This is a genomic window from Kribbella sp. ALI-6-A, from assembly GCF_001984195.1.
In the GTDB taxonomy this organism is placed as follows: Bacteria; Actinomycetota; Actinomycetes; order Propionibacteriales; family Kribbellaceae; genus Kribbella.
The window spans coordinates 785,484-800,893 of record NZ_MTQN01000010.1 but is presented as its reverse complement, the minus strand read 5'-3'; the positions used below and the strand labels follow the sequence as shown (position 1 = coordinate 800,893).

At 70.2% G+C, this 15,410-nt stretch carries 12 protein-coding genes; 6 read left to right on the top strand and 6 right to left on the bottom strand.

Features of this window, described 5'->3' with window-relative positions; genetic code table 11:
* Window positions 1-563: 563 nt before the first annotated feature.
* Window positions 564-2,684, bottom strand: a complete 2,121-nt coding sequence (locus BWI15_RS18155; protein WP_083750847.1) for an ATP-dependent DNA helicase UvrD2 — start codon at window positions 2,682-2,684, stop codon at window positions 564-566.
* Between the two features lie 102 nt (window positions 2,685-2,786).
* Between BWI15_RS18155 and BWI15_RS18150 the strand changes: the two genes are divergently transcribed.
* A complete protein-coding gene (locus tag BWI15_RS18150) occupies window positions 2,787-3,026 on the top strand; it encodes a mycoredoxin (RefSeq protein ID WP_077015566.1) in 240 nt (79 codons plus the stop codon).
* 164 nt (window positions 3,027-3,190) lie between these two features.
* Here the strand turns inward: BWI15_RS18150 and nudC are convergent, their stop codons facing one another.
* Window positions 3,191-4,114 carry an NAD(+) diphosphatase gene (gene nudC / locus BWI15_RS18145; protein ID WP_077015565.1) on the bottom strand — a complete coding sequence of 308 codons (924 nt, stop codon included), beginning with the start codon at window positions 4,112-4,114 and terminating at the stop codon, window positions 3,191-3,193.
* A gap of 43 nt (window positions 4,115-4,157) precedes the next feature.
* Here nudC and deoD point away from each other — a divergent pair, with 43 nt between their 5' ends.
* Window positions 4,158-4,871 (top strand): purine-nucleoside phosphorylase, encoded by a 714-nt coding sequence (gene deoD, locus BWI15_RS18140; RefSeq protein WP_077015564.1) that lies wholly within the window; start codon window positions 4,158-4,160, stop codon window positions 4,869-4,871.
* 20 nt (window positions 4,872-4,891) lie between these two features.
* Window positions 4,892-5,419 carry a hypothetical protein gene (locus BWI15_RS18135; RefSeq protein ID WP_077015563.1) on the top strand — a complete coding sequence of 176 codons (528 nt, stop codon included), beginning with the start codon at window positions 4,892-4,894 and terminating at the stop codon, window positions 5,417-5,419.
* Here BWI15_RS18135 and BWI15_RS18130 read toward each other — a convergent pair whose 3' ends face one another.
* Window positions 5,420-5,968 (bottom strand): hypothetical protein, encoded by a 549-nt coding sequence (locus tag BWI15_RS18130; RefSeq protein ID WP_237771337.1) that lies wholly within the window; start codon window positions 5,966-5,968, stop codon window positions 5,420-5,422. It abuts the gene before it with no gap.
* 44 nt (window positions 5,969-6,012) lie between these two features.
* Entirely contained in the window at window positions 6,013-6,696 is a 684-nt protein-coding gene (locus BWI15_RS18125; protein ID WP_077015562.1) for a GOLPH3/VPS74 family protein, read from the bottom strand.
* A gap of 56 nt (window positions 6,697-6,752) precedes the next feature.
* On the opposite strand from BWI15_RS18125, the gene BWI15_RS18120 reads away from it, so the two are divergent.
* From BWI15_RS18120 to BWI15_RS18110, 3 genes are all read left to right on the top strand, one after another.
* Window positions 6,753-7,316, top strand: coding sequence for a Uma2 family endonuclease (locus BWI15_RS18120; protein ID WP_237771336.1), 564 nt, complete (start codon window positions 6,753-6,755; stop codon window positions 7,314-7,316).
* Between the two features lie 109 nt (window positions 7,317-7,425).
* Window positions 7,426-7,989: a Uma2 family endonuclease gene (locus tag BWI15_RS18115; protein ID WP_077015560.1), complete on the top strand. Its 564-nt coding sequence runs from the start codon at window positions 7,426-7,428 to the stop codon at window positions 7,987-7,989.
* 96 nt (window positions 7,990-8,085) lie between these two features.
* Entirely contained in the window at window positions 8,086-8,643 is a 558-nt protein-coding gene (locus tag BWI15_RS18110; protein ID WP_077015559.1) for a Uma2 family endonuclease, read from the top strand.
* On the opposite strand, the gene BWI15_RS18105 is transcribed toward BWI15_RS18110, so the two are convergent.
* Together BWI15_RS18105 and BWI15_RS18100 are read right to left on the bottom strand one after the other, a co-directional pair.
* Entirely contained in the window at window positions 8,633-11,872 is a 3,240-nt protein-coding gene (locus tag BWI15_RS18105; RefSeq protein ID WP_077015558.1) for an ATP-dependent DNA helicase, read from the bottom strand. The two genes, BWI15_RS18110 and BWI15_RS18105, sit on opposite strands and share 11 nt — an antisense overlap.
* 271 nt (window positions 11,873-12,143) lie before the next feature.
* Window positions 12,144-15,314 (bottom strand): ATP-dependent helicase, encoded by a 3,171-nt coding sequence (locus BWI15_RS18100; protein WP_269087180.1) that lies wholly within the window; start codon window positions 15,312-15,314, stop codon window positions 12,144-12,146.
* Window positions 15,315-15,410: the final 96 nt, after the last annotated feature.

Below are 15,410 nucleotides of genomic sequence, written 5' to 3'. Positions count from 1 at the left end.
GTTCCGCGGCCTCGGAGGTGCCGGCTGACTTCGAGAGTCAGACCGGTGGACTCCAAGATCGAGAACCCGAACCGCCACGCTTCACATCGCCGACAGCTCCGCCCTGGATCGGGGCAGCAGCAGTGGCCGTGAGGACAACGGTCTCGACGTGCAGACGCGAGACGGCGCCCGGGATCAGGGCGCACGGCAGCGCAGCGCCGGCGAACTTCGGCTTCATCGTCATGTTCGTCATCATTTCCCAGGCACCTCCTCTCGTTGTCGCGAACGGGCGGCAAGCTCGATCGCTGTAGTTTGAAGTTTTCGGTCACACCGGTGACCGCAGAAAGAACAGTACGCCGAGGCGCGCGAGGCCCGCAAACTATTTATTGGCAGTTTCCGACATTGGCCGGAAGTTGCCGTCGCGACGGCGGGATCTCGCGGTTGCGGCACGCTCCGGCGCTCGGCCGGCACGCTGCGGATTCGTTGCCTCTGTCATCTAACTGCCAGACCGTCTGCTGTTCGCAGAAGCCTCTTGACCAGAGTGCGGCCCGAATGCCCAAGCAGGCAACAGGTTTCTTGCTCAATTACCGGCGAGTGCAGATCACGATCACCGGTTCGCCGTACTTGGTCAGCTTGGTGCGGCCGATGCCCGGGATCCGCAGCAGCTCGCGCTCGTCGGTCGGCCGGGCCTCGGCGATCGCGGTCAGCGTCGCGTCGGTGAAGATCACGAACGCCGGCACGCTCTCCTCCGCGGCCCGCTCGGCCCGCCACTCCAGCAGCGCGTCGTACAGCTCCTGGTCCATCGTCGACGGGCAGTCCTCGCACCGGCCGAGCTTGCGGGCGCCGGCGTCGAGCAGACCGCGGCCGCAGACCCGGCACTTCGGGATCGGCTTGTCCGTGCGCTCGCGGCCGGTCCGTCCCGACGGCTGCCACTCCTGGGCCGGGCGGGACGAGCCCCGGACGCCGATCGGGTCGAGGAATCGGGTCGGCCCACGCTGACCGCGCCCGCCCGGCGAACGCGAAGTCGACCAACTGATGAACAGTTGCCGCTTGGCCCGCGTCACCCCGACATAGAACAGCCGCCGCTCCTCCTCGACCTGCACCGGAGTTTGGGCGTAGCTGATCGGCAGCGTGCCCTCGTGGGCGCCGACGATGAACACGCACTCCCACTCCAGGCCTTTGGCCGTGTGCAGCGTCGCCAGCGTGACGCCCTCGGCCAGCGGCGCGTGCTGGATCGCGGCCCGCCGGTCGAGCTCGGCCATCAGCTCGACCAGGCCGGCCTCGGGATGCGCCGCGGCGAAGTCCGCCGTCATCGTCACCAGCGCGCTCAGCGACTCCCACCGATCCCGAACAGCGCCCTTGCCGGTCGGCTGCTCCGGATTCCAGCCGGCGCCCGCCAGGACGCCGCGGACCGTCTCCTGCAGGTCGTCGCCCGGATCGCCCGCCTTCACCTGGCCGCGCAGCAGCATCGCCGCCTGCCGGATCTCGGGCCGCTCGAAGAACCGCTCGGCCCCCTTCAGTACGGCGGGGATCTTGCGCTCGGCCAGCGCCTGCTCGAAGTTCTCCGACTGGGCGTTGGTCCGGAACAGCACCGCGATGTCGCGCAACGCCGTGCCCTCGTCCTTGAGCCGCTGGACGGCTCGCGCGACGGCGTCCGCCTCGGCCACCTCGTCGGAGTACTCCCGGTACGTCGGCGCGGGGCCCGGCTCGAGCTGCGAGCGCAGTGTGACCCGGCCGGGCAGTCCGGCCGGTCCGGCGGCGTCGAGAATCTTGTTCGCCACGTCGACGATCTGCGGGGTCGAGCGGTAGTCGCGGACCAGCTTGATCACAGTGGCGTTGGGATGCTTGGAGGCGAAGCGGACCAGGTTTTCCGGGTCGGCGCCGGCCCACGAGTAGATGGTCTGCGCCGGGTCGCCCACCACACACACGTCGTCGCGGCCACCGAGCCACAGGTCGAGCAGAGTCTGCTGGACCGGGCTGACGTCCTGGTACTCGTCGACGACGAAGGTCCGGTACTGCCGGCGGATCTCGGCCGCCACCCGCTCGTCCTCGGCCAGCAGGGCGACCGCGCAGAGCAGCACGTCCTCCAGGTCGATCCGGCCGCGCTCCAGCTTCACGTCCTCGTACGCCGCGAAGACGCGCGCGATCGTCGCCGGGTCGAACGAGGCCAGCGCGCGCCCGGACTGCGGCGCGATCCGGGCGTAGTCGTCGGGACGGACGTTGCTGACCTTGGCCCACTCGACCTCACCGGCCAGGTCGCGCAGCGCGGGGGTGTCGACGCGGACCCGGCACCGGCCGGCCGCCTCGGTGAGCAGCGGGAACTTGCGGTCGGCGATCGGCGGCAGCTCCGAGCCGTAGACCTTCGGCCAGAAGAACCGGGCCTGCCGCAGCGCGGCCGAGTGGAACGTGCGGGCCTGGACGCCCTCCGCACCGAGCTGGCCGAGCCGGCCGCGCATCTCGCCGGCGGCACGCTGGGTGAAGGTGACGGCGAGCACCCGGACCGGGTCGTAGGTGCCGGTGCGCACGCCGTACGCGATGCGGTGGGTGATCGCGCGGGTCTTGCCCGTGCCGGCGCCGGCCATCACCACGACCGGCCCGTGCAGGGCGGTGGCCACGGCCCGCTGCTCGGGGTCGAGGGCCTCGAGCAGCTCGTCGGCCGAGCGGCTCGCGACGGCTCGTGTGATGTCACTCACGCGCTGAGACATGCGGGAACAGGACCCCTGACGGTGTGGTTCTTCGATAGGACGGGTCAACCCTAGACGGGCCGACGGACAAGCCGGCCCCGAGCAGAGACGGAGCGAGCCACGATGGCGGCATTCACGATGTACTCGACACCTTGGTGCGGTTACTGCCACCGCCTGAAGGGCCAGCTGAAGCGGGCCGGCATCGAGTTCACCGAGGTCGACATCGAGCAGACCCCGGGCGCGGCCGAGGTGGTCGAGAAGATCAACAACGGCAACCAGACGGTGCCGACGGTGGTCTTCCCCGACGGCACCTCGATGACCAACCCGAGCCTCGCGCAGGTCGCGGAGAAGCTCGCGGCCTGACCAGCAGTACGACGTACGCGGCGCCGCGCCCCTGGGGGCGGGCGCCGCGTCGTGCTGTTGGTGGGGGTTGGGGTTACTACGGGGGATTTCAGGGCAAGCGCGCCGGGAGACCTCGCGGCCGGCTGCGCCGACCGCGGCGGGCCGACTCGCCGCGGTCCTTCCACTCACCAGCTGCCCGGGAGCTCCTCGCCGTACCAGCCTTCGATCAGGCGGCGGGAGATGGAGATGTTGCCGGGCAGCGCGACGGCGGAGCTGGCGATCTGCGCCGCCAGGTCCTCGCGGCTGAACCAGCGGGCGTCGACGATCTCGTCGTCGTCCACCTCGATCGCGAAGCCGGTCGCCTTGGCGTAGAAGCCGAGCATCAGGCTCTGCGGCATCGGCCAGGGCTGCGACCCGGCGTACTCGACCTCGGGGCCGACCACCACGCCGGTCTCCTCCAGCACCTCACGCCGTACGGCGGCCTCCAGCGACTCGCCCGGCTCGACGAACCCGGCCAGCGTCGAGTAGCGCCCCTCGGGCCAGTTCTCGTTGCGGCCGAGCAGGGCGCGGTCCTGGTCGTCGGTGACCAGCACGATGATCGCCGGGTCGCTGCGCGGGAAGTGGTGCATCCCGCAGTTGGGGCAGTCGCGGACGTGCCCGGCGTCGACCACCACGGTGTGGGTGCCGCAGTTCGAGCAATGCGTGTTGATCGCGTGCCAGTTGGCCAGGCCGACCAGGTTCACCGCGATGCCGGCCTCGCGGTCGTTCAGCACGCCGCCGAGCTCACGCAGTCCGCCGTACGACGGGTCGGGATCGCCGGGGCTGATCACGCCGAACACAGCGCGTCCCTCGGCCGTCCGACCGGCGCCGGCCTCGCGGTCGATCCCGAGGAACACCCGCAACCCGTCCGGGGCCTCCTCCGGGACCACGAAGCGCAACGCCGTCCGGGACTCGTCGACGGCCAACTGGTCGCCGATCAGCAGCGCGACCTGCGTGTCCGGCGCGGCCCACGCCTTGGCCAGCCACTCCTCGTCCCGCCTGCGGTCAGCAGCGCGGTCGAGCACGGAACGGGACAGCGCGAGCGAACCGGGAACGATCGAATATGCCACGGCTTCAAACTATCCCGACCGGCAACCGTGAGAGCATCCCGGCATGAGTATTCACATCGCCGCCGAGAAGGGGCAGATCGCGCCGCGCGTCCTGTTCCCCGGCGACCCGCTGCGGGCCCAGTGGATCGCCGAGACCTACCTGTCGGACGTGATCCAGTACAACGCGGTCCGGAACATGTTCGGCTTCACCGGCACCTACAAGGGCGAGCGCGTCTCCGTCCAGGGCTCCGGAATGGGTCAGCCGTCGGCCTCGATCTACGCCAACGAGTTGTTCGCCGAGTACGACGTCCAGACCCTGATCCGGGTCGGCACCTGCGGGGCGCTGACCGAGAAGGTGAAGATCCGCGACGTGATCGTCGCGATGTCGGCCAGCACCGACTCGCAGATGAACCGGCTGCGCTTCCACGGCATCGACTACGCGCCGACCGCCGACTACCAGCTGCTGCGCGCGGCCGCCGACGCCGCCGCGGCGGCCGGGCTGAACGTGCACGTCGGCCAGGTGTTCTCCGGCGACCTGTTCTACAACGACCGGCCCGACCTGGTCTCGCGGACCGCGGAGTACGGCGTCCTGGGCATCGAGATGGAGGCCTCGGCGCTGTACACGCTGGCCGCCAAGTTCGGCCGGCGCGCGCTCGGCATCATGACGGTGTCGGACCACCTGATCACCAAGGAGGAGACGTCGGCCGAGGAGCGCCAGACCACCTTCTCGGAGATGATCACGATCGCGCTCGACGCGGCCGTCGAGGTGCCGGTCTGAACCGGTACGCCGTCACCTTGGTGAGCACTGCCCTGCTCATCGGTACCACGGCCTGCTCCAGCGACGACAACCCGTCCGGTGAGGCTCCGGCTCCGTCGACCGCGCAGTCCGCGGCCGACCGGTCGAGTACGACTTCGTCGGCTCCGGCCGACATCCCCGCGTCCCAGGTCGTGGCAGGCCTGACCGCCGCGGGCTACACCTGCGGTCGCGACGGCGACTACGCGATCTGTACGACGGGTCCGGTGGCGGTGTGGGTGCTCACCGGCGACCACAAGCGCCCGCCGGTGGTGTCCCTGCACTCGCTCGGCGCCGCGGAGAAGGCCACGGCGGACATCGCCAAGGTCCTCCCGCAGGCACTCGAGATCGCGCACGTGGCACCGGCCCAGCGGATCTCCGAGTGGTTCGGCCAGCAGGCCGGGAAGACCACGGCCCAGGTCACCGAAGGCGACTGGCAGGTCGAGCTGTCGGTCGAGGTGGACACCGAGGAACCAGGTGCCCACCTGAGCCTGATGGACCGCCTGTGCAAGACCGACTGCGTTGCCGAGTGATCAGGCCGATCTGACTCGGTCGCCGAGCAGCTGGGTGAACGCTTCGGCGAGGCCCGGGCGGCGGCGCAGGTAGCGACGGGTGGTGCCGTCGTCGAGCATCAGCTCGACGGCGGTGCCCCGCGCCTCACGCCGTACGTGGGCCGATCGGACGCGGGCGGCTGCGATCATCTCCGGCCCTTTGCTGACCTCCAGCAGATCGTCGACGATCCCCATGGCCTCGGCCCGCAGCTTCCGGCGGCCGCCGCGAGTCAGCGCGCTGCTGGTCATCCAGGCGGCACCGATCACGGTGGCGACGAACTCCGCCGCGACCAGCAGCACCGCTACCGCCAGCAGCACTCCGGCGACGATCAGCAGGATCTTCCTGGCCAGGTCGAGCCCCGCCTGGTTCGCCAGGAAGGCCAGCAGGAGCGCCACGATCATCCAGATCACGCACCACACCGACAGGTCAGGTCGGGACCCCTGGATCTGCCGCGAGGTCCAGCCGTCCGCGGTGAACTCCAGATCCACCAGCCCGCCGGGCTCCGACCGAACCCGCTTCACCGTGCTCACGCCCGGCAGGCGAACCCGCGGCCGGTTCAGTGCGGTGCCGTACGTCAGGAGCCGCCGGACGTCGCTCCCGCGGTGGACGCGACGACGATGCTGGCGGTGACCGCGGCCTGCATGTCCTGCACGGCCCGGCGTACGGCGGCCGCGGCCCAGTCGGACTCGGCGATCTCCTTCGCGCGGCGCTTGAGGGCCTTGCGGTCGACCGCGTCGGTGACGACCTTGGGAACGACGTCGAGGGCGCTGAGCAGGGCGATCAGGGCTCCGGTCCGCTCGTCGGGACGGGTGCCGAGCTTCAGCACGTTCTCCAGCGCGGCGCGGACGTCGCCCTCGTGCTGCGCGTCCTTGGCGGGCCAGCGGGTGACGGGGAACAGCCCGAGCACCTTGCCCTCCGACTCCTCCAGGATGCCGCGCTCGGCCAGCCGCCGCAGCAGCGGGTCGCGCAGCTTCTTGGAGAGCTTGCCCATCACGTCCTTGGGCTTCTTGCCGGCCTTGTCGGCCAGCATCGCCAGCCGCTCGTCGAGCAGCGGATCACCCGTCGGCGAGGCGTCGAGCACCTTCAGCCGGCCCGGCTTCACGTCCTCGCCCTCACCGGAGATGTCGACCTTGCCGAGCAGGGTCAACTCGACCACGACGGCTCCGGCCAGCGCGTAGTCCAACCCGGGCGAACCGGCGAGCGGCTTGCCACTCTCGTCGTCGTACAGCAGCAACAGCAGGTCCTCTGCGATCAACATGTCTGTCAACCTAGAACGCCGGTACGTCCCGCGGCATCCGCCGCACGGCGTACGCGGTGGGTCAGCCTGCCTGTGGACAACGTCCACGCCGGATTCCGGTTTTCGGGCAACCTGAAGAGGTGAGATCCCCGCAGAGCACCCACCCCGGCGATCGCTACGAGATCGTCGACGGCCGGCTGCAGGTCACCGGCCCTCAACCACCGTCCCACCACGCCGCTGTCACCGCCCTCCTGATCAAACTCAAGCTTGCCTGCCCACCCGGATTCCGGGTCGCCGTCGACTCCTTGGATTTCCGCCCGACTCCGCATCACACGTTTCGTCCGGACGTGCTCGTTTGCCATCGCGACGACGCCGGTCCGATCTTCACCCCTCGGCTGCTGCTTGCGGTCGAGGTCCTGTCGCCTTCGACTCGCGTCACCGATGTGGTCCACAAACGCGCGCTGTACGAGGGGTTTGCCGTTCCTTCGTACTGGTTGCTGGATCCCGACCGGGAGGAGCTCACCGTTCTGGAGCTCCAGCACCGCCACTACACCTGCCAAGCCGTCGTCCAAGCCGAGGAGTATCACCATGTCGATCTGCCGTTTCCGCTCGACCTCTTCCCCATGGAACTACTGACTTGACGGGGCACCCCGGGGCAGATCGTGGGGCGAACCGGGGCAGATCGGCTCATCCGGCGTGGCGCACCGTTCGGCTGCCCCATGCTGGTCGCGTGACCACGAAGGAGGCACCATGGGAAACGTGCAGACACTCGAGCCGGGCGAGTTCACGCTGGCGGACCTCGATGACCTTCCCGACGATGGGATGCGCTACGAGCTGGTCGACGGTCAACTGCTCGTGACTCCGGCACCACTCGCGAATCACCAACGGGCCGTTCTCCAGCTGGCCTTTGTGCTGCGAGCCGCGTGCCCGGGGCAACTGGAGGTCTTCATCGCACCGTTCGACTTCCGGCCGAACAAGCAGCGGTCCCTGCAGCCCGACGTCCTGGTTTGCCGTTCCGAGGACGTTGGCGATCGAGGCGTCGAGTTCTGCCCGCTCCTGCTGGCCGTCGAGGTGCTTTCTCCGAGCACCCGAATGACCGACCTACTGCTCAAGCGCGCCTTGTACGAGGACGCGGGCGTCACCTCGTACTGGATGTTCGATCCCGAGGCGGAAGCGTTGACCGTGCTCGAACTGGTCGACGGCGCCTACGCCGAGCGAGCCGTTGTGAAGGGCAACGACGTCTTCAGGGCGGAGCTGCCGTTCGTCGTGCCGGTAATTCCAAGCGACCTGGTGCGGCCGGTCAACGGCGCCTGACACACTTGGGCCGGCGCCGCGCTGGTCGCCGGGGCAGGCGAGGGCAGATGACAGGCTGCCCTCCCCCGGAGCTTCACCCCCGGCGAACGTGAACGCATGAGCGACGCTTCGGGGTGTGGATGGGTACCTGCAGGTGACAGCTTTTCGGTAGCTGAACTGGGGAAGCTACCGGGACATCTGAGGTGCGAACTGGTCGACGGCGTGTTGATGGCGTCGCCACGCGGCGGGACAGCGCAGCAAGCGGTGGTACTGGAGACCGGCTTTCTCCTGCGCCGGGACAGCCCGGCGCAGTTCCAGGTGATGGTCGGGCCGGTCGAGTATCAACTGGGTGAACGGACTCTGCTGCAACCCGACGTCCTGGTCTGCCACGCCGGCGCGCTCCCCCGTGGGCCGGTCACCGGGCCCGTGCAACTGGTGGTCGAGGTGACGTCGGACGTGACGCGGACGACCGACCTGGTGCTGAAGCGCGTGCTGTACGAGCGCGCGGGAGTGCCGGCGTACTGGATCCTCGACCCGGAAGCTCGGACGCTGACCGTCCTGGAGCTTGCCGAGGGCAAGTATGTGGAGACGGCGGTGGTCAGCGGCAGCGACAGCTTCCGGGCCGTGCGCCCGTTCCCCGTGGAGGTGGTGCCGGGCAAGCTCGTCACTCGTTGAGCAGCTCGATCAGCGCCTCGCGGGTGGGCAGGTTGTCGGGGCGGATGACGTCGCCGGTGCGCACGTAGTAGAACGCGGCGCCGACCTGGTGCAGCGGGAGGCCGACGAGCTCGGCCCAGGCAACCCGGTAGATCGCGAGCTGCAGCGGGTCGGCGGTTTCGGAGCGGCTGGTCTTCCAGTCGATCACGTCGTAGCCGCGCGAACCGTCAGGACGGACGACCTGGTACACCGCGTCGATCCGCCCGCGCACCACCCGCCCGCCGATCGACAGCGCGAACGGCGCCTCGATCTCGTACGGCGCGCGCTCGCCGTACGGGCCGGTGCGGAACGCGTCCATCAGCTCGGTCAGGTCGGTGTCGTCCACGATCCCCTCGTCGGCGGCGCCGGGCAGGTCGTCGGGGTCGATCAGGAACTGCTGACCGAAGTAGCTCTCCACCCAGGCGTGGAAACGCGTCCCGAAGCGGGCCGCCCGGTTCGGCTTGCGCGGCATCGGGCGGGCCAGCTCGGAGGCCAGGCCGTCCGGGTCCTTGGCGAGCCGCATCACCTGGGTCGCCGACAACGTGCGCGGCAGCTCCACGTCGTACGCCTTGCGGCTCCGGCTCTCCCGCGCCTCGCTGAGCAGCCGCTCGAGCTCGGAGTCCCAGCGCGCCACCGTGGCCTGCTCGTCCAGGAACAACGACTCCTCCGCGTCGGCCGACGGCCCCTCCGCGCGCGCCCGCTGCACCAGCGCCGCGCCCTCCAACCGACGCTCGTACGCCGGCAGGTCGTACGGCGCGGGCCACGCCGCCTGCGTCTGCTCGGCGAGCTCCGGGTTCTCCTCGTTCAGGTCGGGCTGCTCGGCCCAAGCGACCACCCGCTCGCCGGCGTGCTGCTTCAGCATCTCCAGGTACGCCGAGGGGCCGCGCGGGCGCTTCTGCGTCGGGCCCCACCAGTGCCCGGTCGCGATCAGCACCTCCTTCGCCCGGGTGAACGCGACGTACCCGAGGCGGCGCTCCTCCAGCGCGTTCACCTGCTTGCACTCGTCGGCGAACGCCTTGAGCCCGGCGTTCGACAGGTCGTGGAAGTCGGGCAGCGTGTCGGCGTCACCGCGCAGCGGCCAGGGCAGGACCTTGGCGTTGGTGGTCCACTTGTCCCGGCCACGGTCGGACGGGAACACCTTGTTCACCAGCGTCGGCACGAACACCACCGGCCACTCCAGGCCCTTCGACCGGTGCGTGGTGAGCAGCTTCACCGAGTCCGCCTCGCTCGGTACGGCGAGATCGAGGCCCGCGGCGTACTCCTCCTCGGCCGCCAGGTAGGCCAGCAGTCCGTCCAGCGATCCGTCCGACTCGGTCGAGACGAAGTTGCCGACGGCATCCAAAAAGGCGGCGAGGTGGTCGCGCCGGCCGGAGTCGACGTGGTCCGGCGTCGCGGTCAGCTCGACGTCCAGCCCGATCGTGCTGATCACCCGGCGCACCAGGTCGAGCAGCGGCTCGCCCGCGTGCGCGCGCAGCTCCCGCAGCTCGGCCGACAACTCCTGGAACCGCTCGAGCGCCTCGGGCGAGTATCCCCAGCCGGCCGGGCCCGGATCGTCGACGGCTTCTGCGAGCGAGATCACCTCGGTCGAGTCCATCCCGGCGACGGCCGCGTCCAGTGCGGCGACCAGGTCGTCGGCGGCTGGCCGCTCACCGCCGTCGGCCAAGGCACGGGATCGGTTCGCCAGCAGGGCCAGGTCACGGTGGCCGATCCGGTACCGCGGTCCGGTCAAGATCCGCAGCATCGCGGCGTTGGCGGTGAGGTCGTTGACCGCCTGCAGGGTCGCGACGACGTCGACGACCTCCGGCAACGCCAGCAGACCACCCAGGCCGACGACCTCGACCGGTACCTTGCGCGCGATCAGCGCCTCATGCACCGCGGACAGGTCGACGTTGGTGCGCATCAGGATGCCGATGTCCTTCCACCGGCGGTTCGGCAGCTTGTGCGCGGCGACGATCGAGTCGGCGATCCACTCGATCTCCTGCGAACGGGTCTCGAAGAGCCCGACGGTGATCGCGCCCTCCGGCGCTCCCTCCGGCGCTTCCAGTGGGATGACGCCGGGGTGCTGCTGGTAGAGCTCGGTCGCGTGCTGGTTGGCCGCGGCGAGGATGCGGCTCCCGCAGCGCCGGTTGACGCTCAGCACGTATCGGCGGGCCGGCGTACCGTCTGCGTTGCGGAAGTGCTCGGGGAACTCGTCCAGGTTCGCGACCGAGGCGCCCCGCCAGCCGTAGATCGCCTGGCACGGGTCACCCACGGCGGTGACCGGGTGCCCGCGACCGGACGACGGATCCGCGCCCGCGAACAGCGCGGTCAGCATCCGCCGCTGCGACACCGACGTGTCCTGGTACTCGTCGAGTAGCACGACCTTGTAGCGCCCGCGCTCGATCGCCGGCACCTCCGGGCACTCCTCGGCCAGCCGGGCGCCGAGCGCCATCTGGTCGGCGAAGTCGACGACGCCCCGCTCGACCTTGTACGCCTGGTACTCCTCGACCAGTTGCAGGATCTCGCTCCGCTTCAGCGCGGTCTCGGCGAGCTTCTTCACCTCGACGGTCTGCTTGCGCGCCGCGGCGACCTCCTGCCGGACCGCCTCGTCGTGGTCGCGGATGTCGTCGGCGCGCAGCAGGTGGTCGGCGAGCTCGCCGTCGAGCGCGAGCAGGCTGTTCACCAGTGTCGGGACGTGGTGCGACGCGTGCCGGATCGGCCCGGCGGACCGGCGTACGACGCGGCCGGCGAGCTGGTACCTGGTCGCGTCGGCGAGCACCCGGACGTCGGGCTCGAGCCCGAGCCGCAGCCCGTGTTCGGCGATCAGCGTGCCGGCGAACGCGTGGTACGTCGAGACGACCGGCTCGCCCGGCTCCTCGGGCTCCCAGTTCGGCACGTTCCGGCGCAGGTGCGCGGCGAGAATCGGATGCTGGTCCGGCGGCAGCGTCGATCCGAGCACGCCGGCCTTGGTCAGGTCCTCGCGAATCCGCACGTCGAGCTCGTTGGCCGCCTTCTTGGTGAAGGTCAACCCGAGCACCTCCTCCGGCTTTACCTGCCCGGTGCAGATCAGCCAGACCACTCGCGCCGCCATCGCGGTCGTCTTGCCCGAACCGGCGCCGGCGACGATCACGCCCGGTGCCAGCGGCGCGGTGATCGCCTCCAACTGCTGGTCACTGAACGGAATCCCGAGCAGGTCGACCAGATCGGCGGTGCTCTCGAGCTTCGCGGCCATCAGCAATTCTCCAGGCGGGGGCGGACCAAGGTCAGGACGAACCGCTCGAGGGCGCCCCGGGGCGAGCAAGCGGGTCCACGGCGAGCCGCCCAAGCACGCGCGGACCAGTTGCCAGCCGTCCTCCCGCGCACGGGAGCAAGACGCGCGGAAGCAGGACGCGGAGCAGCAAGACGCGCGGAAGCAGGACGCGGAGGAGCAAGACGCGCGGCAGCGGGACGCGCGGGAACGGCAGCGAGCAAGCCGGAGCAGACGGACACGACAGGAGCGCACATCAGACGATCTCCCGTCCTTCCGGCTGGATCGGGCACAGGCCTCGGACGTCGCAGCGGCTGCAGCCGTCGTTGCGTTTGGCGGTGAACTCCTCGCTGCGCACCATCGCCTCGGCGTTCTCGACTGCCTCGTCGAGCCAGGTGCGGCCGTCGTCGTCGGGCTCCAGGGGTGCCTGCGCCTGGACCTTCGGCAGGCCGATGTCGTCGTGCCGCAGTTGGACCAGCTCGGCACCGCCGCTCTCCGCGTCCTCGCCGAGCAGCTTGAGCTGCCGCGAAGCGATGGCGCGTTGGTAGATCGCCAGCTGCACGTGCCGCTCGAGCGCCGGCTTGGTCGGCACCGTGCGGCCGGTCTTCAGGTCGATCACGCGGATCTTGCCGTCGCCGTCCTGCTCGATCCGGTCCATCCGGCCCTTGACCTCTACGCCCGGCTTGTCCTCGTCCGGCAGCAGGACGCTGAAGTCGACCTCGCTGCCGATCAGCTTGCGGTCCGGGCGGCCCTGGTGCCACGCGACGAAGCGCCGCAACGCCTGCTCGGCCTCGACCCGCTCCCGGTCCGAGATCCAGGACGACTCGAACTCCAGCTGCGTCCACACCTTGTCGAGCCAGCCGTTGAGCTCGTCGGCGTCCGGCGGCAGTGTGCCGGTCGCGACCGCGTCGGCCAGCGTGTGCAGCACCATGCCGAACCCGATCGCCGACGTACTCGGCGTCTCCCCGCCCGCTCGCCGCTGCAGGAACCAGCGCAGCGGGCAGTCCACGATCGTCGACAGCGCGCTGCCCGACAACGGCACCGGCTGGTCCTCGACCGCGATCGGCCGCTCCGACTTCGTCCGCTCGCGCACACCCCACCAACGCTCCGGATCAGCCGTCGGCACCAACGCGTACCCACGCTCGTCGACAGCGTCAGCCAGTACGGCGAGCCGATCCGCCGCGACTCGCTTCAACGCCGGCGACGACGCCGGATCCGCCAGCACACAGCGCAGGTCCGCGACCAGCCCCGACAACGACAAAGGACGCCGCGGCCGCCCGGCGACCAGCTTCAAAGGAATGTCCATCTCGGCCAGCAACCGCGACGGCTGCTCGCCGTCGGCCTCCGGCGCCTGCACCGCCGTGACGATCAGCCGCTCGCGCGCCCGGGTGATCGCGACGTAGAACAACCGCCGTTCCTCGGCCAGGATCGCCCCGGCCGACAGCGGCTCGACCAACCCGTCAGGGCCGAGCCGGTCCGGCTCCAGCAGCGATCCGCGCCGCCGCAGGTCGGGCCACTGCCCTTCCTGGACGCTCGCGACCACAACGAGCCGCCACTGCAACCCCTTCGACCGGTGCGCGGTCATCAACTGCACACCCGCCTCCCGGTACGTCGCGTCGTACCGGTTGTCGGCGGCGATGTCGAGGTTTTCCAGCTCGCTGAGGAACGCCGAGACGCCCTTGAACCCGACCTGCTCCTCGGCCCGTCCGGCCGCGTCGAACAGCGCACACAGCGAGTCGAGATCCCGGTTCGCCGCGCGCGCGACTTCGCCGCCGCTGTTCGCCTGGCCGCGCAGCCGGCGCAGCCACGGCGACTCCGACCACAGCGACCACATCACCTCGTCGGGCGCGGCGCCGGCGATCACGATGTTCCTTGCCTTGAGCAACCTCTCGCCGAGGGCGACGAACCGCGCCTCGGCCGGCGAGGCCTGCTCGTCCAGCATCAGCGGATCCAGCAGCGCCTCGCGCAGCAACTCGTCCGACGACCGCGGCAGCCGTTGACCGCCCGCGGCCTCCCGGTCCCGCTTGCGCAGCACGCGCGCGAGCCGCCGCAACTGCCCGGCGTCCATCGCGCCCAGCGGCGACAACGCCAGCGCCCGCACGACGTCCACGGTCAGGGTCGACGGATCCGCGACGGCCCGCAACGCCAGCAGCATCGGCCGTACGGCGGGCTCGCGCGACAGCGGCAACTCGTCACCAGCCACGTCGACCGGGATGCCCGCGGCCGCCAGCGCGCGCCGCAACGGCGGGATCGAGATGCTGCCCGATCGGACCAGCACCGCCATCTCGTGCCAGCCGACGCCGTCCTGGACATGCGCCCTGCGCAGGATGTCGGCGATGTGCTCCAGCTCCGCGCCACTGGTGGAGTAGAGATTCGCCTCGACCTTGCCCGGACCGAAGACACAGCCGCTCGCGTCGGGATTGCGGAACCGGTCGAACGTGTCGCGGTCGAGCGTGCCCGGTACGCCGAGGCGGTTCACGACGTTGCGCGAGACGCGCAGCAGCGTCGTACCGAAACGGCGGGTGGTGGCCAGCGCGATCTGGTCGGCCGGCTCACCGGTGAGTTTCGGGAACTCCTCGGTGAAGCGCAGCAGTCCGCGCACGTCGGCGCCGCGAAAGGTGTAGATCGACTGGTCCGGGTCGCCGACCACGACCAGGTCGCGGCCGTCGCCGGCGATCGCCTGCAACAGCTTGATCTGACCGGGATCGGTGTCCTGGTACTCGTCGACGAAAACGACCTTGAACTCCTCCCGCAGCTTCGCCCGGACCTGCGGCTGCTGGGCCAGGATCACCGCGCGGTGGATCAGCTCGGAGTAGTCCAGCACCTGCTCGTGGTCGAGGATCTGCAGGTACTCCTCGAAGAAGTCGCCGACCGCCACCCACTCCGGCCGGCTCGCCGACTGGCCGATCGCGGACAGGTCCTCCGGGTCGAGCCCGAGCTGCCGCGCCTTGCCGATCACCGCCTGCACCTCGTCGGCGAACCCGCGCGTCTTCAGCGCCGGATGCAGACTGCTCGGCCAGTGCACCACGCCGACCTCGCGGCTCCCGCCGAGCACCTCGCTCAACCGCAACGACTGCTCGGGCCCGGACGGCAGCCGCAGCGGGACGTCGAACGCGTCGGCCGGCGTGAACCTGCGCAGCAACGCGTAACAGAACGAGTGGAAGGTCATCGACGGCATCACCCGCGTCGTCTTGCCCAGCCGCCCGGTGATCCGGTCCCGCAACTCGGTCGCGGCCTTGCGCCCGAAGGTCAGCACGAGCACCTGGTCAGGATTCAAACCACGGTTGGCGACCCGGTCGACGACGGCCTCGACCAGCGTCGTCGTCTTGCCCGTGCCCGGCCCGGCCAGCACGAGCAACGGCCCGCCCGGATGATCCACCACGGCTTGCTGATCAACATCCAGAACCGGCGCGGGAGCAGGCCCCACGACGCGCCCTTCCGGCTTCACCAGCCGATACCGGGACCCTGTTCTGCTGACCACGAACACATCCCATCAGACGCCACCGACAAACCACGAAACCCA

What these genes read in the sequence shown, in the direction of transcription:
- BWI15_RS18155 (WP_083750847.1), bottom strand. Translation starts at nt 2,684, where the DNA reads ATGTCTCAGCGCGTGAGTGACATCACACGAGCCGTCGCGAGCCGCTCG.
- BWI15_RS18150 (WP_077015566.1), top strand. Translation starts at nt 2,787, where the DNA reads ATGGCGGCATTCACGATGTACTCGACACCTTGGTGCGGTTACTGCCAC.
- deoD (WP_077015564.1), top strand. Translation starts at nt 4,158, where the DNA reads ATGAGTATTCACATCGCCGCCGAGAAGGGGCAGATCGCGCCGCGCGTC.
- BWI15_RS18125 (WP_077015562.1), bottom strand. Translation starts at nt 6,696, where the DNA reads ATGTTGATCGCAGAGGACCTGCTGTTGCTGCTGTACGACGACGAGAGT.
- BWI15_RS18115 (WP_077015560.1), top strand. Translation starts at nt 7,426, where the DNA reads ATGGGAAACGTGCAGACACTCGAGCCGGGCGAGTTCACGCTGGCGGAC.
- BWI15_RS18110 (WP_077015559.1), top strand. Translation starts at nt 8,086, where the DNA reads ATGAGCGACGCTTCGGGGTGTGGATGGGTACCTGCAGGTGACAGCTTT.
- BWI15_RS18105 (WP_077015558.1), bottom strand. Translation starts at nt 11,872, where the DNA reads ATGGCCGCGAAGCTCGAGAGCACCGCCGATCTGGTCGACCTGCTCGGG.